General features: G+C 60.2%; 12 protein-coding genes and 2 tRNA genes. 10 read left to right on the top strand and 4 right to left on the bottom strand.

Features of this window, described 5'->3' with window-relative positions; translation table 11 throughout:
- The first annotated feature begins 294 nt into the window (after positions 1-294).
- From F8N96_RS05970 to F8N96_RS05980, 3 genes are all read left to right on the top strand, one after another.
- Positions 295-1482, top strand: a complete 1188-nt coding sequence (locus tag F8N96_RS05970; protein WP_150797035.1) for an ATP phosphoribosyltransferase regulatory subunit — start codon at positions 295-297, stop codon at positions 1480-1482.
- A 54-nt stretch (positions 1483-1536) separates the two neighbouring features.
- Positions 1537-2826 (top strand): adenylosuccinate synthase, encoded by a 1290-nt coding sequence (locus F8N96_RS05975; protein ID WP_150763518.1) that lies wholly within the window; start codon positions 1537-1539, stop codon positions 2824-2826.
- A 149-nt stretch (positions 2827-2975) separates the two neighbouring features.
- A complete protein-coding gene (locus F8N96_RS05980) occupies positions 2976-4910 on the top strand; it encodes a methyl-accepting chemotaxis protein (RefSeq protein WP_150797036.1) in 1935 nt (644 codons plus the stop codon).
- A 95-nt stretch (positions 4911-5005) separates the two neighbouring features.
- Here F8N96_RS05980 and F8N96_RS05985 read toward each other — a convergent pair whose 3' ends face one another.
- The 4 genes from F8N96_RS05985 to F8N96_RS06000 all read right to left on the bottom strand — a co-directional run bounded on the left by F8N96_RS05985 (position 5006) and on the right by F8N96_RS06000 (position 8206).
- Positions 5006-6571, bottom strand: a complete 1566-nt coding sequence (locus tag F8N96_RS05985; protein WP_150797037.1) for an ABC transporter permease — start codon at positions 6569-6571, stop codon at positions 5006-5008.
- Positions 6571-7581 (bottom strand): extracellular solute-binding protein, encoded by a 1011-nt coding sequence (locus tag F8N96_RS05990; protein ID WP_150797038.1) that lies wholly within the window; start codon positions 7579-7581, stop codon positions 6571-6573. The genes F8N96_RS05985 and F8N96_RS05990 overlap by 1 nt, the downstream gene beginning before the upstream one ends.
- A gap of 285 nt (positions 7582-7866) precedes the next feature.
- Positions 7867-7953 (bottom strand) — tRNA-Leu (locus F8N96_RS05995).
- Positions 7954-8119: 166 nt separating this feature from the next.
- A tRNA-Leu gene (locus F8N96_RS06000) sits at positions 8120-8206 on the bottom strand.
- A gap of 226 nt (positions 8207-8432) precedes the next feature.
- Between F8N96_RS06000 and rnr the strand changes: the two genes are divergently transcribed.
- From rnr to dnaB, 7 genes are all read left to right on the top strand, one after another.
- A complete protein-coding gene (gene rnr, locus F8N96_RS06005) occupies positions 8433-11066 on the top strand; it encodes a ribonuclease R (protein ID WP_150797039.1) in 2634 nt (877 codons plus the stop codon).
- Positions 11063-11830 (top strand): 23S rRNA (guanosine(2251)-2'-O)-methyltransferase RlmB, encoded by a 768-nt coding sequence (rlmB, locus tag F8N96_RS06010; RefSeq protein WP_150797040.1) that lies wholly within the window; start codon positions 11063-11065, stop codon positions 11828-11830. The genes rnr and rlmB overlap by 4 nt, the downstream gene beginning before the upstream one ends.
- Before the next feature lie 270 nt (positions 11831-12100).
- Positions 12101-12523 carry a 30S ribosomal protein S6 gene (rpsF, locus tag F8N96_RS06015; RefSeq protein ID WP_054595362.1) on the top strand — a complete coding sequence of 141 codons (423 nt, stop codon included), beginning with the start codon at positions 12101-12103 and terminating at the stop codon, positions 12521-12523.
- A gap of 28 nt (positions 12524-12551) precedes the next feature.
- On the top strand, positions 12552-12782 hold the full coding sequence (rpsR, locus tag F8N96_RS06020; protein WP_002551829.1) for a 30S ribosomal protein S18: 231 nt from the start codon (positions 12552-12554) through the stop codon (positions 12780-12782).
- Positions 12783-12818: 36 nt separating this feature from the next.
- Positions 12819-13712, top strand: a complete 894-nt coding sequence (locus F8N96_RS06025) for a hypothetical protein (RefSeq protein ID WP_150797041.1) — start codon at positions 12819-12821, stop codon at positions 13710-13712.
- A gap of 19 nt (positions 13713-13731) precedes the next feature.
- Complete coding sequence (rplI, locus tag F8N96_RS06030) at positions 13732-14178, top strand: 50S ribosomal protein L9 (protein ID WP_008157007.1); 447 nt, start codon at positions 13732-13734, stop codon at positions 14176-14178.
- Between the two features lie 133 nt (positions 14179-14311).
- Positions 14312-15706: a replicative DNA helicase gene (gene dnaB / locus F8N96_RS06035; protein WP_064675625.1), complete on the top strand. Its 1395-nt coding sequence runs from the start codon at positions 14312-14314 to the stop codon at positions 15704-15706.
- The last annotated feature ends 2 nt before the right edge of the window (positions 15707-15708 follow it).

Raw genomic sequence — 15708 nt, forward strand, 5'->3', positions numbered from 1 at the left:
CCCCCGCTTGGCGGCTACAGCCTCGGGCGGGGTGATCCTTTGGGAAAACGAGTGTATGATGCGGCAGCCGGGAAATTCCCGGCTTTTTTGCGTCTGCACGTTTGAATGCTGGACTTGTGCAGTCGCCCGAGTTGAATGACTCGACAGGTTTTTCGAGGAAAGTGGTTGGCGAAGCCGATTTCAGGCTTTTCGCCCCGTTGTTCATGCGCGTGGTTTGCACATGGGCCGATCATTTTCTGCTTCACTCAAGGCTCGCCCAACGGCTTGCCGCCCGGACCATAGGGGAATGGCGTAATGGCAACGGTAGACCGCTGGCTGCTGCCAGATGGCATCGAAGAAGTACTGCCACCAGAAGCGGCGCGCATTGAAGTAGCGCGCCGCCAGGTGTTGGATCTGTTCCAGAGCTGGGGTTACGAGTTTGTCGTGACTCCCCATATCGAGTACCTCGAATCCCTGCTGACCGGCGCGGGCTCGGACCTCGATCTGCGTACCTTCAAGGTCATCGACCCGCAATCGGGCCGGCAGATGGGCTTCCGTGCCGACATCACGCCGCAAGTGGCGCGCATCGATGCGCACACCCTGCGTCGCGAAGGCCCGAGTCGTCTGTGTTATGCCGGTAGCGTGCTGCATGCTCAACCGCGCGCACTGTCGTCCTCGCGTAGCCCGATTCAGTTGGGCGCCGAGTTGTACGGCGATGCGAGCCCGAGCAGCGATGTGGAAGTCATCAGCCTGATGCTGGCCATGCTGCAATTGGCCGACGTGCCGGATGTGCACATGGACCTCGGGCATGTCGGTATCTACCGTGGCCTGGCCCGCGCCGCCGGTTTGTCCGGTGAAGTCGAGCAACAGTTGTTCGATGCATTGCAACGCAAGGCCATCGACGAGGTCATTACCTTGACCGAAGGCTTGCCTGCCGATCTGTCGGGCATGCTGCGAGCGCTGGTCGACCTGTGTGGTGGTCGTGAAGTATTGAGCGCTGCTCGCGAGCGTCTGGCGAATGCGCCGGCGCCAGTTTTGGCGGCCCTGGACGATTTGCTGGCAATTGCCGAGCGTCTGTCCACGCGTTTCCCTGAATTACCGCTGTATTTCGACCTGGGCGAGTTGCGCGGCTACCACTACCACACCGGTGTAGTGTTCGCGGTGTTCGTACCGGGCGTTGGCCAGTCCATTGCCCAGGGCGGTCGTTACGACGACATCGGCGCCGACTTCGGTCGCGCCCGTCCGGCAACTGGCTTCTCCACCGATTTGAAAACCCTGGTGACCCTGGGGCGTGCTGATATCGAGTTACCGTCTGGCGGTATCTGGATGCCGGACAGTACGGATGCGGCACTCTGGCAGCAGGTTTGCCAGTTGCGCAGTGAGGGTCAGCGTGTCGTTCAGGCGTTGCCTGGGCAACCATTGGCCGCCGCCCGTGAAGCGGACTGCGACCGGCAATTGATTCAGCAGAACGGGCTTTGGCAAGTATCGCCACTGGCTTCTTGAGTTTCCCTGCCGGCTGCCGCCGGCACCAAGTTTGCGCGAATGAGGACAAGTGTTATGGGTAAGAATGTCGTAGTCCTGGGCACCCAATGGGGTGATGAGGGCAAAGGCAAGATCGTTGATCTGCTGACCGAACATGCTGCCGCCGTAGTGCGCTACCAGGGTGGCCACAACGCGGGTCACACCCTGGTGATCGACGGCGAAAAAACCGTCCTGCACCTGATCCCGTCGGGCGTGCTGCGCGAAGGCGTGCAGTGCCTGATCGGCAACGGCGTGGTGGTTGCACCCGACGCCCTGCTGCGGGAAATCATCAAGCTGGAAGAGAAAGGCGTACCGGTGCGCGAGCGCCTGCGTATCAGCCCGTCCTGCCCGCTGATCCTGTCCTTCCACGTAGCGCTGGACCAGGCTCGTGAAAAGGCCCGTGGCGAGCTGAAGATCGGCACCACCGGTCGCGGCATCGGCCCGGCGTACGAAGACAAGGTTGCACGTCGCGGCCTGCGTGTGGGCGACCTGCTCAACATGCCGCGCTTTGAAGACAAGCTGCGTGAACTGGTGGATTACCACAACTTCATGCTGGTGGGTTACTACAAAGAGCCAGCCATCGAATTCGACAAGACCCTGGCCGAATGCAAGGAATACGCTGAGCTGCTCAAGCCGCTGATGCTGGACGTGACGGCTGAGCTGCACGACCTGCGTCGCGCTGGCAAAGACATCATGTTCGAAGGCGCCCAGGGTTCGTTGCTGGACATCGACCACGGTACCTACCCGTACGTGACAAGCTCCAACACCACCGCTGGCGGCGTAGCTACCGGTTCGGGTGTTGGCCCCATGTTCCTGGACTACATCCTGGGCATCACCAAGGCTTACACCACGCGTGTAGGTTCGGGTCCATTCCCGACTGAGCTGTTCGACGAGGTCGGTGCGCACCTGGCCAAACAAGGTCATGAGTTTGGCGCGACTACCGGCCGTGCTCGTCGTTGTGGCTGGTTCGACGCTGTTATCCTGCGTCGCGCAATCGATGTGAACAGCATCTCGGGCATCTGCCTGACCAAGCTGGACGTGCTCGACGGTCTGGAAACCATCAACATCTGCGTCGGCTACAAAGATGCAGAAGGTCAAGACGTTGCCCCGACTGACGCTGACAGCTACGTGGGCCTGCAGCCTGTGTACGAAGAAGTGCCGGGCTGGACCGAATCGACCGTGGGTGCCAAAACCCTGGAAGAGCTGCCAGCCAACGCCCGTGCTTACATCAAGCGTGTTGAAGCGCTGATCGGTGCGCCGATCGACATTATTTCGACGGGCCCGGACCGCAACGAAACCATCGTTCTGCGTCATCCGTTCGCTTAACAAGTCGTTGATGTAAAACACAAAGGGTCCTTCATGGACCCTTTGTCGTTTGTGCCTGTCCGACGGCATGACCTTTGCTGCGATCTCCATTAAGTGCATCTTTTCTGGTGTGCCATCAATTTAATGGCGTCAAAGCAGAAGGATTTCCTGTGTCGGCCGTTCTCTCTCTGTTACAAAGCCGTTTATTGCGGCCCGTGTTCGTTACCTTGGGTATCGCTCTCCTGGTGCAAGTGCTGGTGGCTGTCGCGTTGACGCGGAGCACGGTGACGGCGCTGGAGGCCGATCTGGCCTTGCGCCTGGGTGCCGACAGTCAAAAGCTCTCCAGCGAACTGGAGCAGGCGGGGCGTGAAGTCACTTCGAGCCTTGATAGCCTTTCCACCAACACGCGTCAGCGCCTGACGGCCGGTTTGTCCTCGCGATTGAAGGACGAGCAGGCGCAGCTGCGCGCGACGCTGGAGAAGGATCTGAAGGACTCCGCCAACGATATGGCGCAGCTCCTGGCCTCCGTCGCGCCCCGCGCCATGTGGGACAGCGATGTTCCAACCCTGTCCGAGTTCGCCCGCCGGGCCCAGCGTAATCCCAATGTGTTGTTCGTGGTCTACGACGACGCTACGGGCCAGCACCTGACGCGCTACCTCAACAGGGAAAACCCGATCAACAAAGCCTTGCTGGAAAAAGGCCAGGGCGAGCGGGCGCTGGACAAGGTACTGGACGCGGCGAAGAACGATCCGTCGGTCTACTACCTGGAAGCCTCGATCAACCCCAATGGTGTGGAAATCGGCAAAGTCCTGATGGGTGTCTCGACCGCCTCGGTAGAAGCCGATGTGGCGGCGCTGGACAAGCGTTTCCTCGCTTTGATCGCCAGCAGCGATGAGCTGGTGGGCGACAGCCTCAAAGGCGCGGCGGCTGATAGCGCCACGGCGATGCGTGCGCGGCTGCAGTCGGCGCAGTCCACCGCGTCCGAGATGAAGTCCAACACCACTGACACGGTGCAGGAGGCGGCGACAACGTTGCGCTGGCGCATTGGCATGGGCTTGGCGGTCGTAGGTTTCGCGGTGCTGTTGCTGCTCGCGGTGGTGCTGGGTCGTCGAGTGGTCAATCGCTTGAAAATGCTCATCGCCGCCATGGATGACCTGGCCGCGGGTGAGGGCGACCTGACCAAGCGCGTGCAGATCAACAGCAAGGACGAAATCGGCGACATGGCCTCGGCGGTCAATCGTTTCGTGGACAAGTTGCAGCCAATCGTGCGTGAGGCGGGTGATGTGGCCCAGCGCACCGGTGTGGAAATCGGCGCCATGACCTTGCGCAACGCCGGCGCCGATGCGGCGGCCGGCCTGCAGCGTGATGAAGTGGCGGAGAGCTTGCGTGCATTGTCGCAGATGGCGGATGACGCTCAATCTGAAAGCCATGCCATGCAGGCGGCCCTGCAGCAGGTGGTGGACATTCGCTCGGCTACCGATGAAAACACCCGCACCTCGGCCAAGGTCGGCAGCCTGATCGAGGCGTTGGCCGGGCAGGTCGATACCGGCGCGAAAGTCATCGAGCGGCTGGCGCAGCAGAGTGAAAAGATTGAAGTGGTCCTGACGGTGATTCACGGGATCGCCGAGCAGACCAACCTGCTGGCGCTGAATGCGGCCATCGAAGCGGCGCGAGCCGGCGAGACCGGTCGCGGGTTTGCGGTGGTGGCTGACGAAGTGCGGGCGTTGGCGAGCAAGACCCAGAGTTCCACGGGTGACATCCAGGCGCATATCGTCGCGCTGCAAGAGGGCGCGCGTGAGGCGGTGGCGGCAATCGGTCAGGCCGGGCGCCAGGCCAGTGAAGGCTTGCTGGTGTTGCGTGACAGTGCGCGGTTGCAGCAGTCGGTACAGGCGTCGGTCGAGCAGGTGCATGCGGCGATAGGTTTGGCGACTCAGGCGGCGGCCCATCAGGCGCGAGGTGCGCAAGCGGTACGTGGACGGGTCGAGACCATCCATACGCAGGCCGAGAAGGCAGCCCAGGCGGTGGTGGAGACTACGGCCAGCGGCAAGGTGCTGGATGGGTTGGCGGCGCAGTTGAAGGCGAGCCTGGGGCAGTTCAGGGCTTAAGGTTTGTATTGGCAGGTCTGGCGCCTTCGCGGGCAAGCCTCGCTCCTACAGAGTCACGCGATCCCTGTAGGAGCGAGGCTTGCCCGCGAAGCTTTTCAGCGGCTCAGATACATCCGCGTCGTAAGCAGGTAAACCGGCAACCCCGACACCAGTATCAACAACGCCGCATAAGGCGCCGCCGCCGCAAACTCCACATTCGCCGTATGCGCCCAGACTTCTGTCGCCAATGTGTTGAGCCCGGTCGGGCTCAGCAGCAACGTCGCCGTCAGCTCCTTCATCGCATCCAGGAACACCAGCGCAAAGGCTGCTCCCAGCGCCGGAAAGATGATCGGCAGGGTCACCCGGCAAAACGCACTGAAGGACGAGGCCCCCAGCGTGCGTGCGGCCTCTTCCAGCTGCGGTGCGGCCTTGTTCAAGGCTGTACGGATCGGCGCTTGCGCCAGCGGCAGAAACAGCAGCGCATAAGCGATCAGCAACAATGCCGAGGTCTGGTACAGCACCGGCACATAGTGCAGCGCGAAGTACACCAGCGTCAGGGCTATCACCAGTCCTGGCAATGCGTGCAGCAGATACGGCAGGCGCTCGGCCCAGATCGCCAGTCGACCCTTATGGCGCACCACCAGCAATCCCACCGGGACGGCCAGTACCAGGCACAGCGCTGCACCGCCGAGGGACAGTGCCAGAGACGAGAGCAAGGCCTCGCTGATCGCGGCTACCGGGAACGCCGCTGACGAACCCACCGCCAACCAGTACGCCAGCATTCCCAGCGGGATGCCGCTGCCGATGATTGCCAGCGCCAAGCAATAGAGTTGTCCGACAGTTGCCCAGGGGCCGAGGCGAACCTGTTCTGCCCGGCGTGCCGCGCCTTGCCCGGTGCGCACGTGTCGGCCTTTGCCGCGCACCCGCAACTCCAGCCACAGCAGTGCCAGGCACAGTCCCAGCAGCACCGCCGAAAGCATCGCCGCGTTGGCGTTACTGAATTCCAGCTCAAACTGTTGGTAGATGGCTGTAGTGAAAGTCTGCAGGCCGATAATCGACAGCGCGCCGAACTCCACCAGCATGTGCAGCGCTATCAGTAGAGACCCGGCCAGCAGTGATGGCCAGAGCAGAGGCAGGGTGATCTTGAAGAAGACGCCCAGGCGATTCTGCCCCAGCGTGCGCGCGGACTCTTCCAGCGACGGGTCAAGATTGCGCAGCGTCGCCGCCACCGGCAGGAATATCAGCGGATACTTGGACAGGGTCATCACCAGAATCGCCCCGCCCAGGCCTTCGAAGTGAGCGCTCAGGGAGACCCAGGTGAAACTGCTGACGAACGCCGGCACGGCGAACGGCAGGCACAGGATCACGCCCCACAGTCGGCGTCCCGGCAGATTGCTGCGCTCCAGCAGCCAAGCCAGTGACAGGCCGATCACACCGCAGGCCAGGGTCACACCGATCATCAGTGCCAGGGTGTTGCGCAGCAAGCCGAACACATAAGGCCGCCACAGCAGGTGCAGCGCTTCGGCCCAGCCCGCTTGCCAGGTCTTGAGCCCGACATAAGCCAGCGGCAGCAGGCTGAGCACGACCAGCAGCAGCACCGGTAACAGCAACCAGATCGAAGGCCGTTTGCGCCGTGGTACATAACCCCCGCGCGAGGCGAGGGCGGATGACGATGGGTTCATCAGTTCAAGCCAACGTCACGTTCCAGATCCAGGGCTTCTTCGGCATTGCCGAGGTCCGCTGGCGTGACTTTTGGCGCTTGCAGTTCGCTGAACGGCTTCAGGCCGCGATCCGATTGCATGCCTTTGTGCAGCGGGTATTCGGCGGTGGTCTGGGTAATCACCCGCTGACCTTCCTCACTGGCCATATAGGCGAGGAACTCCTGGGCTTCTTTTGGATGCCGGCTGGATTTCAGCACGGCGGCGCTGGAAACCGTGATCAGCCCGCCGACGTCGCCGCCGGTGAAATAATGCAGTTTCGAATCGAGCTGGCCTTTTTCACGCTGCAAGGCGAACCAGTAGTAATTGTTCACCAGCACGGTGGCGACTTCGCCATTTTCCACGGCCTTCAATGCAACCATGTTGTTGCTGTAGGTTTTGCCGAATGCGCGCAGGCCGGTCAGCCATTCTTCAGCCGCATCCATGCCGTGCACCTTGATGATCGCCACCGCCTGTTCCTGGAACGCGCCGCTGGTAGGCACGAAGCCGACCTTGCCTTGCCACTTCGGATCGGAAAACTCCATCACCGACTTGGGCAGGTCTTTTTCGTCGATCAGTTTCGGGTTAAAGGCGACGACGCGGACTCGCGCGGTGATGCCGATCCAGGTGCCATTGCCGGCAACGTAGTCTTTCGGCAGAACGGCGAGGGTGGCGGCATCGGTCTGCGCCAGCAGGCCCTGTTCGCCGAGCTTGTTCAGTGGTGGCGACTCTTCGGTGTAGATCACGTCGGCGGGGGAGCGATCGCCTTCCTCGACGACCTGGCTGGCGAGCTGGTTGCTGCTGCCCTTGCGCACATTGACGTGAATTCCGGTCTTGGCTTCAAAGGCTTTGGCGATAGCATCGCCGACTTCCTTGTGCTGTCCGTTATAGAGCGTCAGGGAAACTTGATCGGCGGCCTGGGTGAGGGGAGTGGCCAATGCCAGGCCAAGCAGGGTAATGGTCAGGCCGCGGCGCAGGGTATTTCGAAACATCATTCGCAGGGTTCCTCACTGTCGCATTGTAAAATCTTGCAACAATGATAAACGATATTGTTTCTCAAGTGCGCTTGCGGGATGGACATTACTTCTGTAGGAGCAAGCTTGCTCGCGATGGACGTGAACGATAACGCTGTAAACCTGACACCCCGCGGCGCTCTAAGGTTTATCGCGTGCAAGCTCGCTCCTGCAGGGGGGCGTGTTGATATTTTTGCAAGCCAGAAACGCAAAAACCCGCTTTCGCGGGTTTCTGTGAAATTCAAGGTCGTAACCTTGAATTTGAATTGGTGCCCAGAAGAAGACTCGAACTTCCACGACCTTGCGGTCACCAGCACCTGAAGCTGGCGTGTCTACCAATTTCACCATCTGGGCATAATCTTCAGCGTTGCCGCTGTTGATGTGGCGCACTATACGGAGAGCTTTTAGATCTGTAAACCCCTGATTTGATTTTAATAAATCAGAAGCCTCAAATGCAAAAAACCCGCTTTCGCGGGTTTTTGTGCGAGCCTTGAAATTGATCTAATCTCAAGCTCGGAATTGGTGCCCAGAAGAAGACTCGAACTTCCACGACCTTGCGGTCACCAGCACCTGAAGCTGGCGTGTCTACCAATTTCACCATCTGGGCAGTATCGGCAACGCTAGTGCGTCGTCGATGGCGCGCACTATACGGAGCGTCTTTTTAACTGTAAACCCCTGGCATCAAAAAAACCTGGAATTTTTTACCAGTGGCATTGAAATCAGCTTTGCGGTGTCGATTAAGGGCTTTAGATGGGCTGTCATAGCCTGAAATTTCCCGTTTCATTACGCCTATGCCAAACTAACCCGCATATAGACAAGGTGAAAACTCTCTAATGGCCGATTGGCAGTCCCTCGATCCCGAGGCCGCTCGTGAAGCGGAAAAATATGAAAACCCTATTCCTAGCCGCGAACTGATCCTTCAGCACCTTGCTGATCGGGGTTCGCCTGCTAACCGCGAGCAGCTGGTCGAAGAGTTTGGTCTGACCACAGAAGACCAGATCGAAGCCCTGCGCCGCCGCCTGCGCGCCATGGAGCGCGACGCTCAACTCATCTATACCCGTCGCGGCACCTATGCGCCGGTGGACAAGCTTGACCTGATCCTGGGCCGCATCAGCGGTCACCGTGACGGCTTCGGCTTCCTGGTCCCGGACGACGGCAGTGACGACCTGTTCATGAGCCCGGCGCAAATGCGCCTGGTGTTCGACGGCGACCGTGCCCTGGCCCGTGTTTCCGGCCTGGATCGTCGCGGTCGCCGCGAAGGCATGATCGTCGAAGTGGTCTCCCGCGCCCACGAAACCATCGTTGGTCGCTACTTCGAAGAGGGCGGTATCGGTTTCGTGGTGGCGGACAATCCGAAGATCCAGCAGGAAGTGCTGGTGACACCGGGCCGCAATGCCAACGCCAAGATCGGTCAGTTCGTCGAAGTGAAGATCACCCATTGGCCAACGCCGCGCTTCCAGCCGCAAGGCGACGTGGTTGAAGTCGTGGGTAACTACATGGCGCCGGGCATGGAGATCGATGTCGCCCTGCGCACATACGATATTCCTCATGTCTGGCCGGAAGCCGTGCTCAAAGAAGCCGCCAAGCTCAAGCCGGAAGTCGAAGAGAAGGACAAAGAGAAGCGCATCGACCTGCGTCATCTGCCGTTCGTCACCATCGACGGTGAAGATGCCCGCGACTTCGACGATGCGGTCTACTGCGAAGCCAAGCCGGGCAAGCTGCGCCTGTTCTCCGGTGGCTGGAAGTTGTACGTGGCGATTGCCGACGTTTCCAGCTACGTGAAAATCGGTTCGGCCCTGGATAACGAGTCCCAGGTTCGCGGCAACTCGGTGTACTTCCCCGAGCGCGTGATTCCGATGCTGCCGGAGCAGCTGTCCAACGGCCTGTGCTCGCTGAATCCGCACGTCGATCGCCTGGCCATGGTGTGCGAGATGACCATCTCCAAATCTGGTGAAATGACCGACTACTGCTTCTACGAGGCAGTGATTCACTCCCATGCCCGCCTGACCTACAACAAGGTCAGCGCCATGCTGGAAACGCCGAAACTCACCGAGGCGCGTCAACTTCGGGGCGAGTACAACGACGTTCTGCCGCACCTCAAGCAGCTTTACGCGCTGTACAAAGTGCTGCTGGCCGCTCGTCACGTGCGTGGCGCGATCGATTTCGAAACCCAGGAAACCCGGATCATCTTCGGCACCGAGCGCAAGATTGCCGAAATCCGTCCGACCGTTCGTAACGATGCACACAAGCTGATCGAGGAATGCATGCTGGCGGCCAACGTGGCCACCGCCGAATTCCTGAAAAAGCACGAAATTCCTGCGCTGTACCGGGTCCACGATGGTCCGCCGCCGGAGCGCCTGGAAAAATTGCGCGCCTTCCTTGGCGAGCTCGGCCTGTCCCTGCACAAAGGCAAGGACGGCCCGTCGCCGAAGGATTACCAGGCATTGCTGGCCGGCATCAAGGACCGTCCGGATTTCCACCTGATCCAGACCGTGATGCTGCGTTCGTTGAGCCAGGCGGTGTACAGCGCCGATAACCAGGGCCACTTCGGCCTGAATTACGAAGCCTATACGCACTTCACCTCGCCGATCCGTCGCTACCCGGACCTGCTCACGCACCGGGCGATCCGCAGTGTCATCCATTCGAAAATGAATACCCCGCACGTTCGCCGTGCCGGTGCGATGACCATTCCGAAAGCGCGCATCTATCCGTATGACGAAGCGATCCTGGAGCAGCTCGGCGAGCAGTGCTCGATGAGCGAGCGCCGTGCCGACGAAGCCACCCGTGACGTGGTGAACTGGCTCAAGTGCGAGTTCATGAAAGATCGCGTGGGCGAGTCGTTCCCGGGTGTGATCACCGCCGTGACCGGTTTCGGCCTGTTCGTCGAGCTGACCGATATCTACGTCGAAGGCCTGGTGCACGTCACCGCGCTGCCGGGCGATTACTACCACTTCGATCCCGTGCATCACCGCCTCGCCGGTGAGCGTACCGGTCGCAGCTTCCGCCTGGGCGACACCGTTGAAGTCCGGGTCATGCGCGTCGACCTCGACGAGCGCAAGATCGATTTCGAGATGGCTGAAAAAACCATCAGCGCGCCGATCGGTCGCAAGAAACGCGGAACTGAAAAAGCTGCGCCTGCCGCCAAGACGGCTGCAGAGCCGGCGCCGGCGAAAACCGCTGGTCGTCGCCCTGCCAAGGAAAAGGCTGTCGAAGCCTATCGCCCAAGCGATGCGGCGGCGAAAAATGCCGAGCTGCGTAAAAGCCGCGAAATGAAGCAGGCGCTACTGTCTGAAGCAAAAAGCGGCGGTAAAGCGGCGTCTGGGGGAAAGACCGGACGGTCGGCGCCTGACAAGGCTTCCGGCGGCAAGCCAGCCAAACCGAGCAAACACCGTAAAGGCCCGCCCAAGGCGGGTTCCGCTCCAGCTGCCAAAAGCGGCGGGGTACGTAAACCTAAGGCCAAGCCATGAGTCAGTTGGAAAAAATCTACGGCGTGCATGCTGTGGAAGCGTTGCTGCGTCATCACCCGAAACGCGTCAAGCAGATCTGGCTGGCTGAAGGCCGCAGTGATCCGCGGGTGCAGACGCTGATCGAGCTCGCTGCCGAAAATCGCGTAGCGGTCGGCAACGCCGAGCGCCGTGAGCTGGACGCCTGGGTCGAAGGCGTGCACCAGGGCGTGGTGGCGGAAGTGAGTCCGAGCCAGGTCTGGGGCGAGGCGATGCTCGACGAACTGCTCGACCGCACCGAAGGCGCACCGCTGTTGCTGGTGCTCGACGGCGTGACCGACCCGCACAACCTTGGCGCTTGCCTGCGTTCGGCCGATGCGGCCGGTGCGCTGGCAGTGATCGTGCCCAAGGACAAGTCGGCGACCCTGACCCCGACGGTACGTAAGGTGGCTTGCGGTGCGGCGGAAGTGATTCCGTTGGTGGCCGTGACCAACCTCGCGCGCACCCTGGAAAAACTCAAGCAGCGTGGCCTGTGGGTCGTCGGTACCGCGGGCGAGGCCGAGCAGAGTCTGTATCAGCAGGACATGACCGGCCCGACCATCCTGATCATGGGCGCGGAAGGCAGCGGCATGCGTCGCCTGACCCGTGATCTTTGCGACTACCTGGTGCACTTGCCGATGGCGGGCAGCGTCAGCAGTCTCAACGTGTCTGTGGCGACTGGAGTGTGCCTGTTCGAGGCTCGGCGCCAGCGCAGCGTCAAAGCCGCCGGAACCGCCAAGAAGTCCTGATTGAAACACCCACCTGTAGGAGCTGGCTTGCCAGCGAAGGCGTCCTCAAGTACGCCATCGCCAGCAAGCCGGCTCCTACAGGTACGAGGTCAATGGTGATTGTTCAAATATTCACCAATTGCCTTGCACCTCTCCCGTCCCTTCTCTACAATTGCGCCCCTTGCTGTGACGGCAGGCACGCATGTGTCTATCGCAAGCAAGTCCATAAGTGTCATTCACTCCTTGTCTGACCGCTTTTGAGCGGCAGGCTACAACCCGTAAGGAGCATTCATGCGTCATTACGAAATCATCTTTTTGGTCCACCCGGATCAAAGCGAGCAAGTCGGCGGCATGGTTGAGCGTTACACCAAGCTGATCGAAGAAGACGGCGGCAAAATCCACCGTCTGGAAGATTGGGGCCGTCGTCAACTGGCCTACGCAATCAACAATGTTCACAAGGCTCACTACGTGATGCTGAACGTTGAGTGCACTGGCAAGGCCCTGGCCGAGCTGGAAGACAACTTCCGCTACAACGATGCAGTGATCCGTAACCTGGTCATCCGTCGCGAAGAAGCCGTTACCGGCCAATCCGAGATGCTCAAGGCTGAAGAAAACCGCAGTGAGCGCCGTGAGCGTCGCGACCGTCCTGAGCACGAAGGCGCTGAAAGCGTTGACAGTGATGACAGCGACAACAGCGATAACGCTGACGAGTAATCCACGGACCTTTTGAGGAGCCTATTACATGGCACGTTTCTTCCGTCGTCGTAAATTCTGCCGCTTCACCGCTGAAGACGTGAAAGAGATCGATTACAAAGATCTCAACACCCTGAAAGCTTATGTATCCGAGACCGGCAAAATCGTTCCAAGCCGTATCACCGGTACCAAAGCACGTTATCAGCGTCAGCTGGCCACCGCTATCAAGCGCGCCCGCTTCCTGGCCCTGCTGGCCTACACCGACAGCCACGGCCGCTGAGACCGGGCAGTCGACACGTAGCAAAGGATTGAAAGCATGCGTGCCATAGCTGAGTTCATCATGCGCGGCCGTATGCAGGCCACTCTGGTAGTGGCCGGATGCGCGGCATTGCCGTTGTTGTATTGGTTGGGTGCTGCCGCTGGATGCTTCGTGCTCCTGCGGCGCGGATGGAAGGACGCCTCGAGCGTTCTTGCTCTGGGATTGCTGCCGGCATTGATCTGGTGGCTTTACGCCGATGACCCACGCTCACTTCTGGTGCTGCTGGGGTCTTGGAGCCTTGCGTTGGTTTTGCGCGCAAGTGAGTCCTGGAACCGCGTGCTGCTGGTCAGCATAGCGATGGGAGTGGTGTTTTCAGTGGTGCTGGGGACTGCTTTTGGTCCCCAGATCGAGATGCTGGCGCAGGCGTTGATAAAAGTCATGCCGTCGCTACTCGGCGATGTCTACCAGAAGTTGTCGGTAGACGAGCAAGCGCATTTTGCGTCCCTGATTGCACCGGTCCTGACCGGCCTGATTGCGGCTTTGTTGCAAATCGTCAGTGTGCTGAGCCTGATTGTTGGGCGCTACTGGCAGGCGTTGTTGTACAACCCGGGTGGTTTTGGTCGCGAGTTTCGCTCCATCCGGTTCCCGCTTGGGCTGGCGATGTTGCTGCTGGCGTTCATGCTTCTGGGGCCGAACCTCGGTCCGCAGATGGCCATGTTGACGCCGTTGTGCAGTGTACCGCTGGTGTTCGCCGGGCTGGCCCTGATTCATGGGCTGGTGGCGCAAAAGCGATTGGCCAGGTTCTGGCTGGTGGGGTTGTACGTCACGCTGTTGCTGTTCATGCAGCTGATCTATCCGTTGCTGGTGGTCTTGGCCATCGTCGACAGCCTGATTGATTTTCGCGGTCGTTCGACGCCGAAAGACGTCGATAGCGCGAACGGTGAAGGTTAAAAGTTAAGAGGATTTTCACATGCAACTGATCCTTCTGGAAAAAGTCACCAACCTGGGCAACCTGGGTGACAAAGTGAACGTTAAGGCTGGTTACGGTCGTAACTACCTGCTGCCTTACGGCAAAGCTACCGCTGCGACCGCTGCCAACCTGGCTGCGTTCGAAGAGCGTCGCGCTGAGCTGGAAAAAGCCGCAGCAGACCGCAAAACTTCGGCTGAAAACCGCGCCGCCCAACTGGCTGAGCTGGAAGTGACTATCACTGCCACCGCCGGTGACGAAGGCAAGCTGTTCGGTTCGATCGGCACCCACGACATCGCTGATGCACTGACCGCCTCTGGCGTTGAAGTTGCAAAAAGCGAAGTTCGTCTGCCGAACGGCACCATCCGCAACGTAGGCGAATTCGACGTAGCCGTGCACCTGCACGCCGAAGTTGAAGCCACCGTACGCGTTGTCGTGGTAGCAGCTTAAGCAGCACTTGTCGGTTGGCACCCTCGGGTGCTTGCCGGTAACATCGGGCACGATCCTGTTTACAGGTCGTGCCCTTTGTCTTTCTGCAGTTCCTGTTTTTCACACCCTGCTTTTCTAATATAACCAAGTGGCCATGAACGATATCTCCGCTCCCGAGCAATATGACCTGCAAACCGCTTCCCTGAAGGTGCCTCCGCATTCCATCGAGGCCGAACAGGCCGTGCTCGGTGGCCTGATGCTGGACAACAACGCCTGGGAACGCGTGCTCGATCAAGTCTCGGACGGCGATTTCTATCGGCATGACCACCGTTTGATCTTCCGTGCGATTGCCAAACTGGCCGACCGGAACTCGCCGATCGACGTCGTGACCCTTGCCGAGCAATTGGACAAGGAAGGTCAGACCTCGCAAGTCGGTGGTCTTGGTTACCTCGGCGAACTGGCGAAAAACACACCGTCCGTCGCCAACATCAAGGCCTATGCGCAGATCGTTCGCGCGCGGGCGACCCTGCGACAACTGATCGGCATCGCTACCGAGATCGCCGACAGCGCCTTCAACCCGGAAGGCCGCACCGCGGAAGAGATTCTCGACGAAGCCGAGCGGCAGATCTTCCAGATCGCCGAGGCCCGGCCAAAAACCGGCGGCCCGGTGAGCGTGAATGACCTGCTGACCAAGGCCATCGACCGCATCGACACCTTGTTCAACACCGACAACGCCATCACCGGATTGTCCACCGGCTACACCGACCTCGACGGGATGACCAGTGGCCTGCAACCGTCCGACCTGATCATTGTCGCCGGCCGTCCGTCCATGGGTAAAACCACCTTTGCGATGAACTTGGTGGAAAACGCCGTACTGCGCAGTGACAAGGCCGTGCTGGTCTACTCGCTGGAGATGCCAGGCGAATCGCTGATCATGCGTATGTTGTCGTCCCTCGGCCGGATCGACCAGACCAAGGTCCGGGCCGGTCGCCTGGACGACGACGATTGGCCGCGCCTGACCTCGGCGGTCAACCTGCTCAACGACCGCAAGCTGTTCATCGACGATACGGCCGGTATCAGCCCGTCGGAAATGCGCGCGCGGACCCGACGCCTGGTGCGTGAGCATGGCGACATCGCCCTGATCATGATCGACTACCTGCAATTGATGCAGATCCCGGGTTCCGGTGGTGATAACCGGACCAACGAGATTTCCGAAATCTCCCGTTCCTTGAAAGCCCTGGCCAAGGAATTCAACTGTCCGGTCGTGGCGTTGTCTCAGCTCAACCGCTCCCTGGAGCAGCGGCCGAACAAACGCCCGATCAACTCCGACTTGCGGGAATCCGGAGCGATCGAGCAGGATGCCGACGTCATCATGTTTGTGTACCGCGATGAGGTCTATCACCCGGAAACCGAGCACAAGGGCATCGCCGAAATCATCATCGGCAAGCAGCGGAACGGCCCGATCGGCACGTCGCGCCTGGCATTCATCGGCAAATACACCCGTTTCGAAAACCTCGCGCCAGGCAGTTACAACTTCGACGACGAATGACA

The sequence above is a fragment of the Pseudomonas fluorescens genome, from assembly GCF_902497855.1.
GTDB classification, from domain to species: Bacteria; Pseudomonadota; Gammaproteobacteria; order Pseudomonadales; family Pseudomonadaceae; genus Aquipseudomonas; species Aquipseudomonas fluorescens_BI.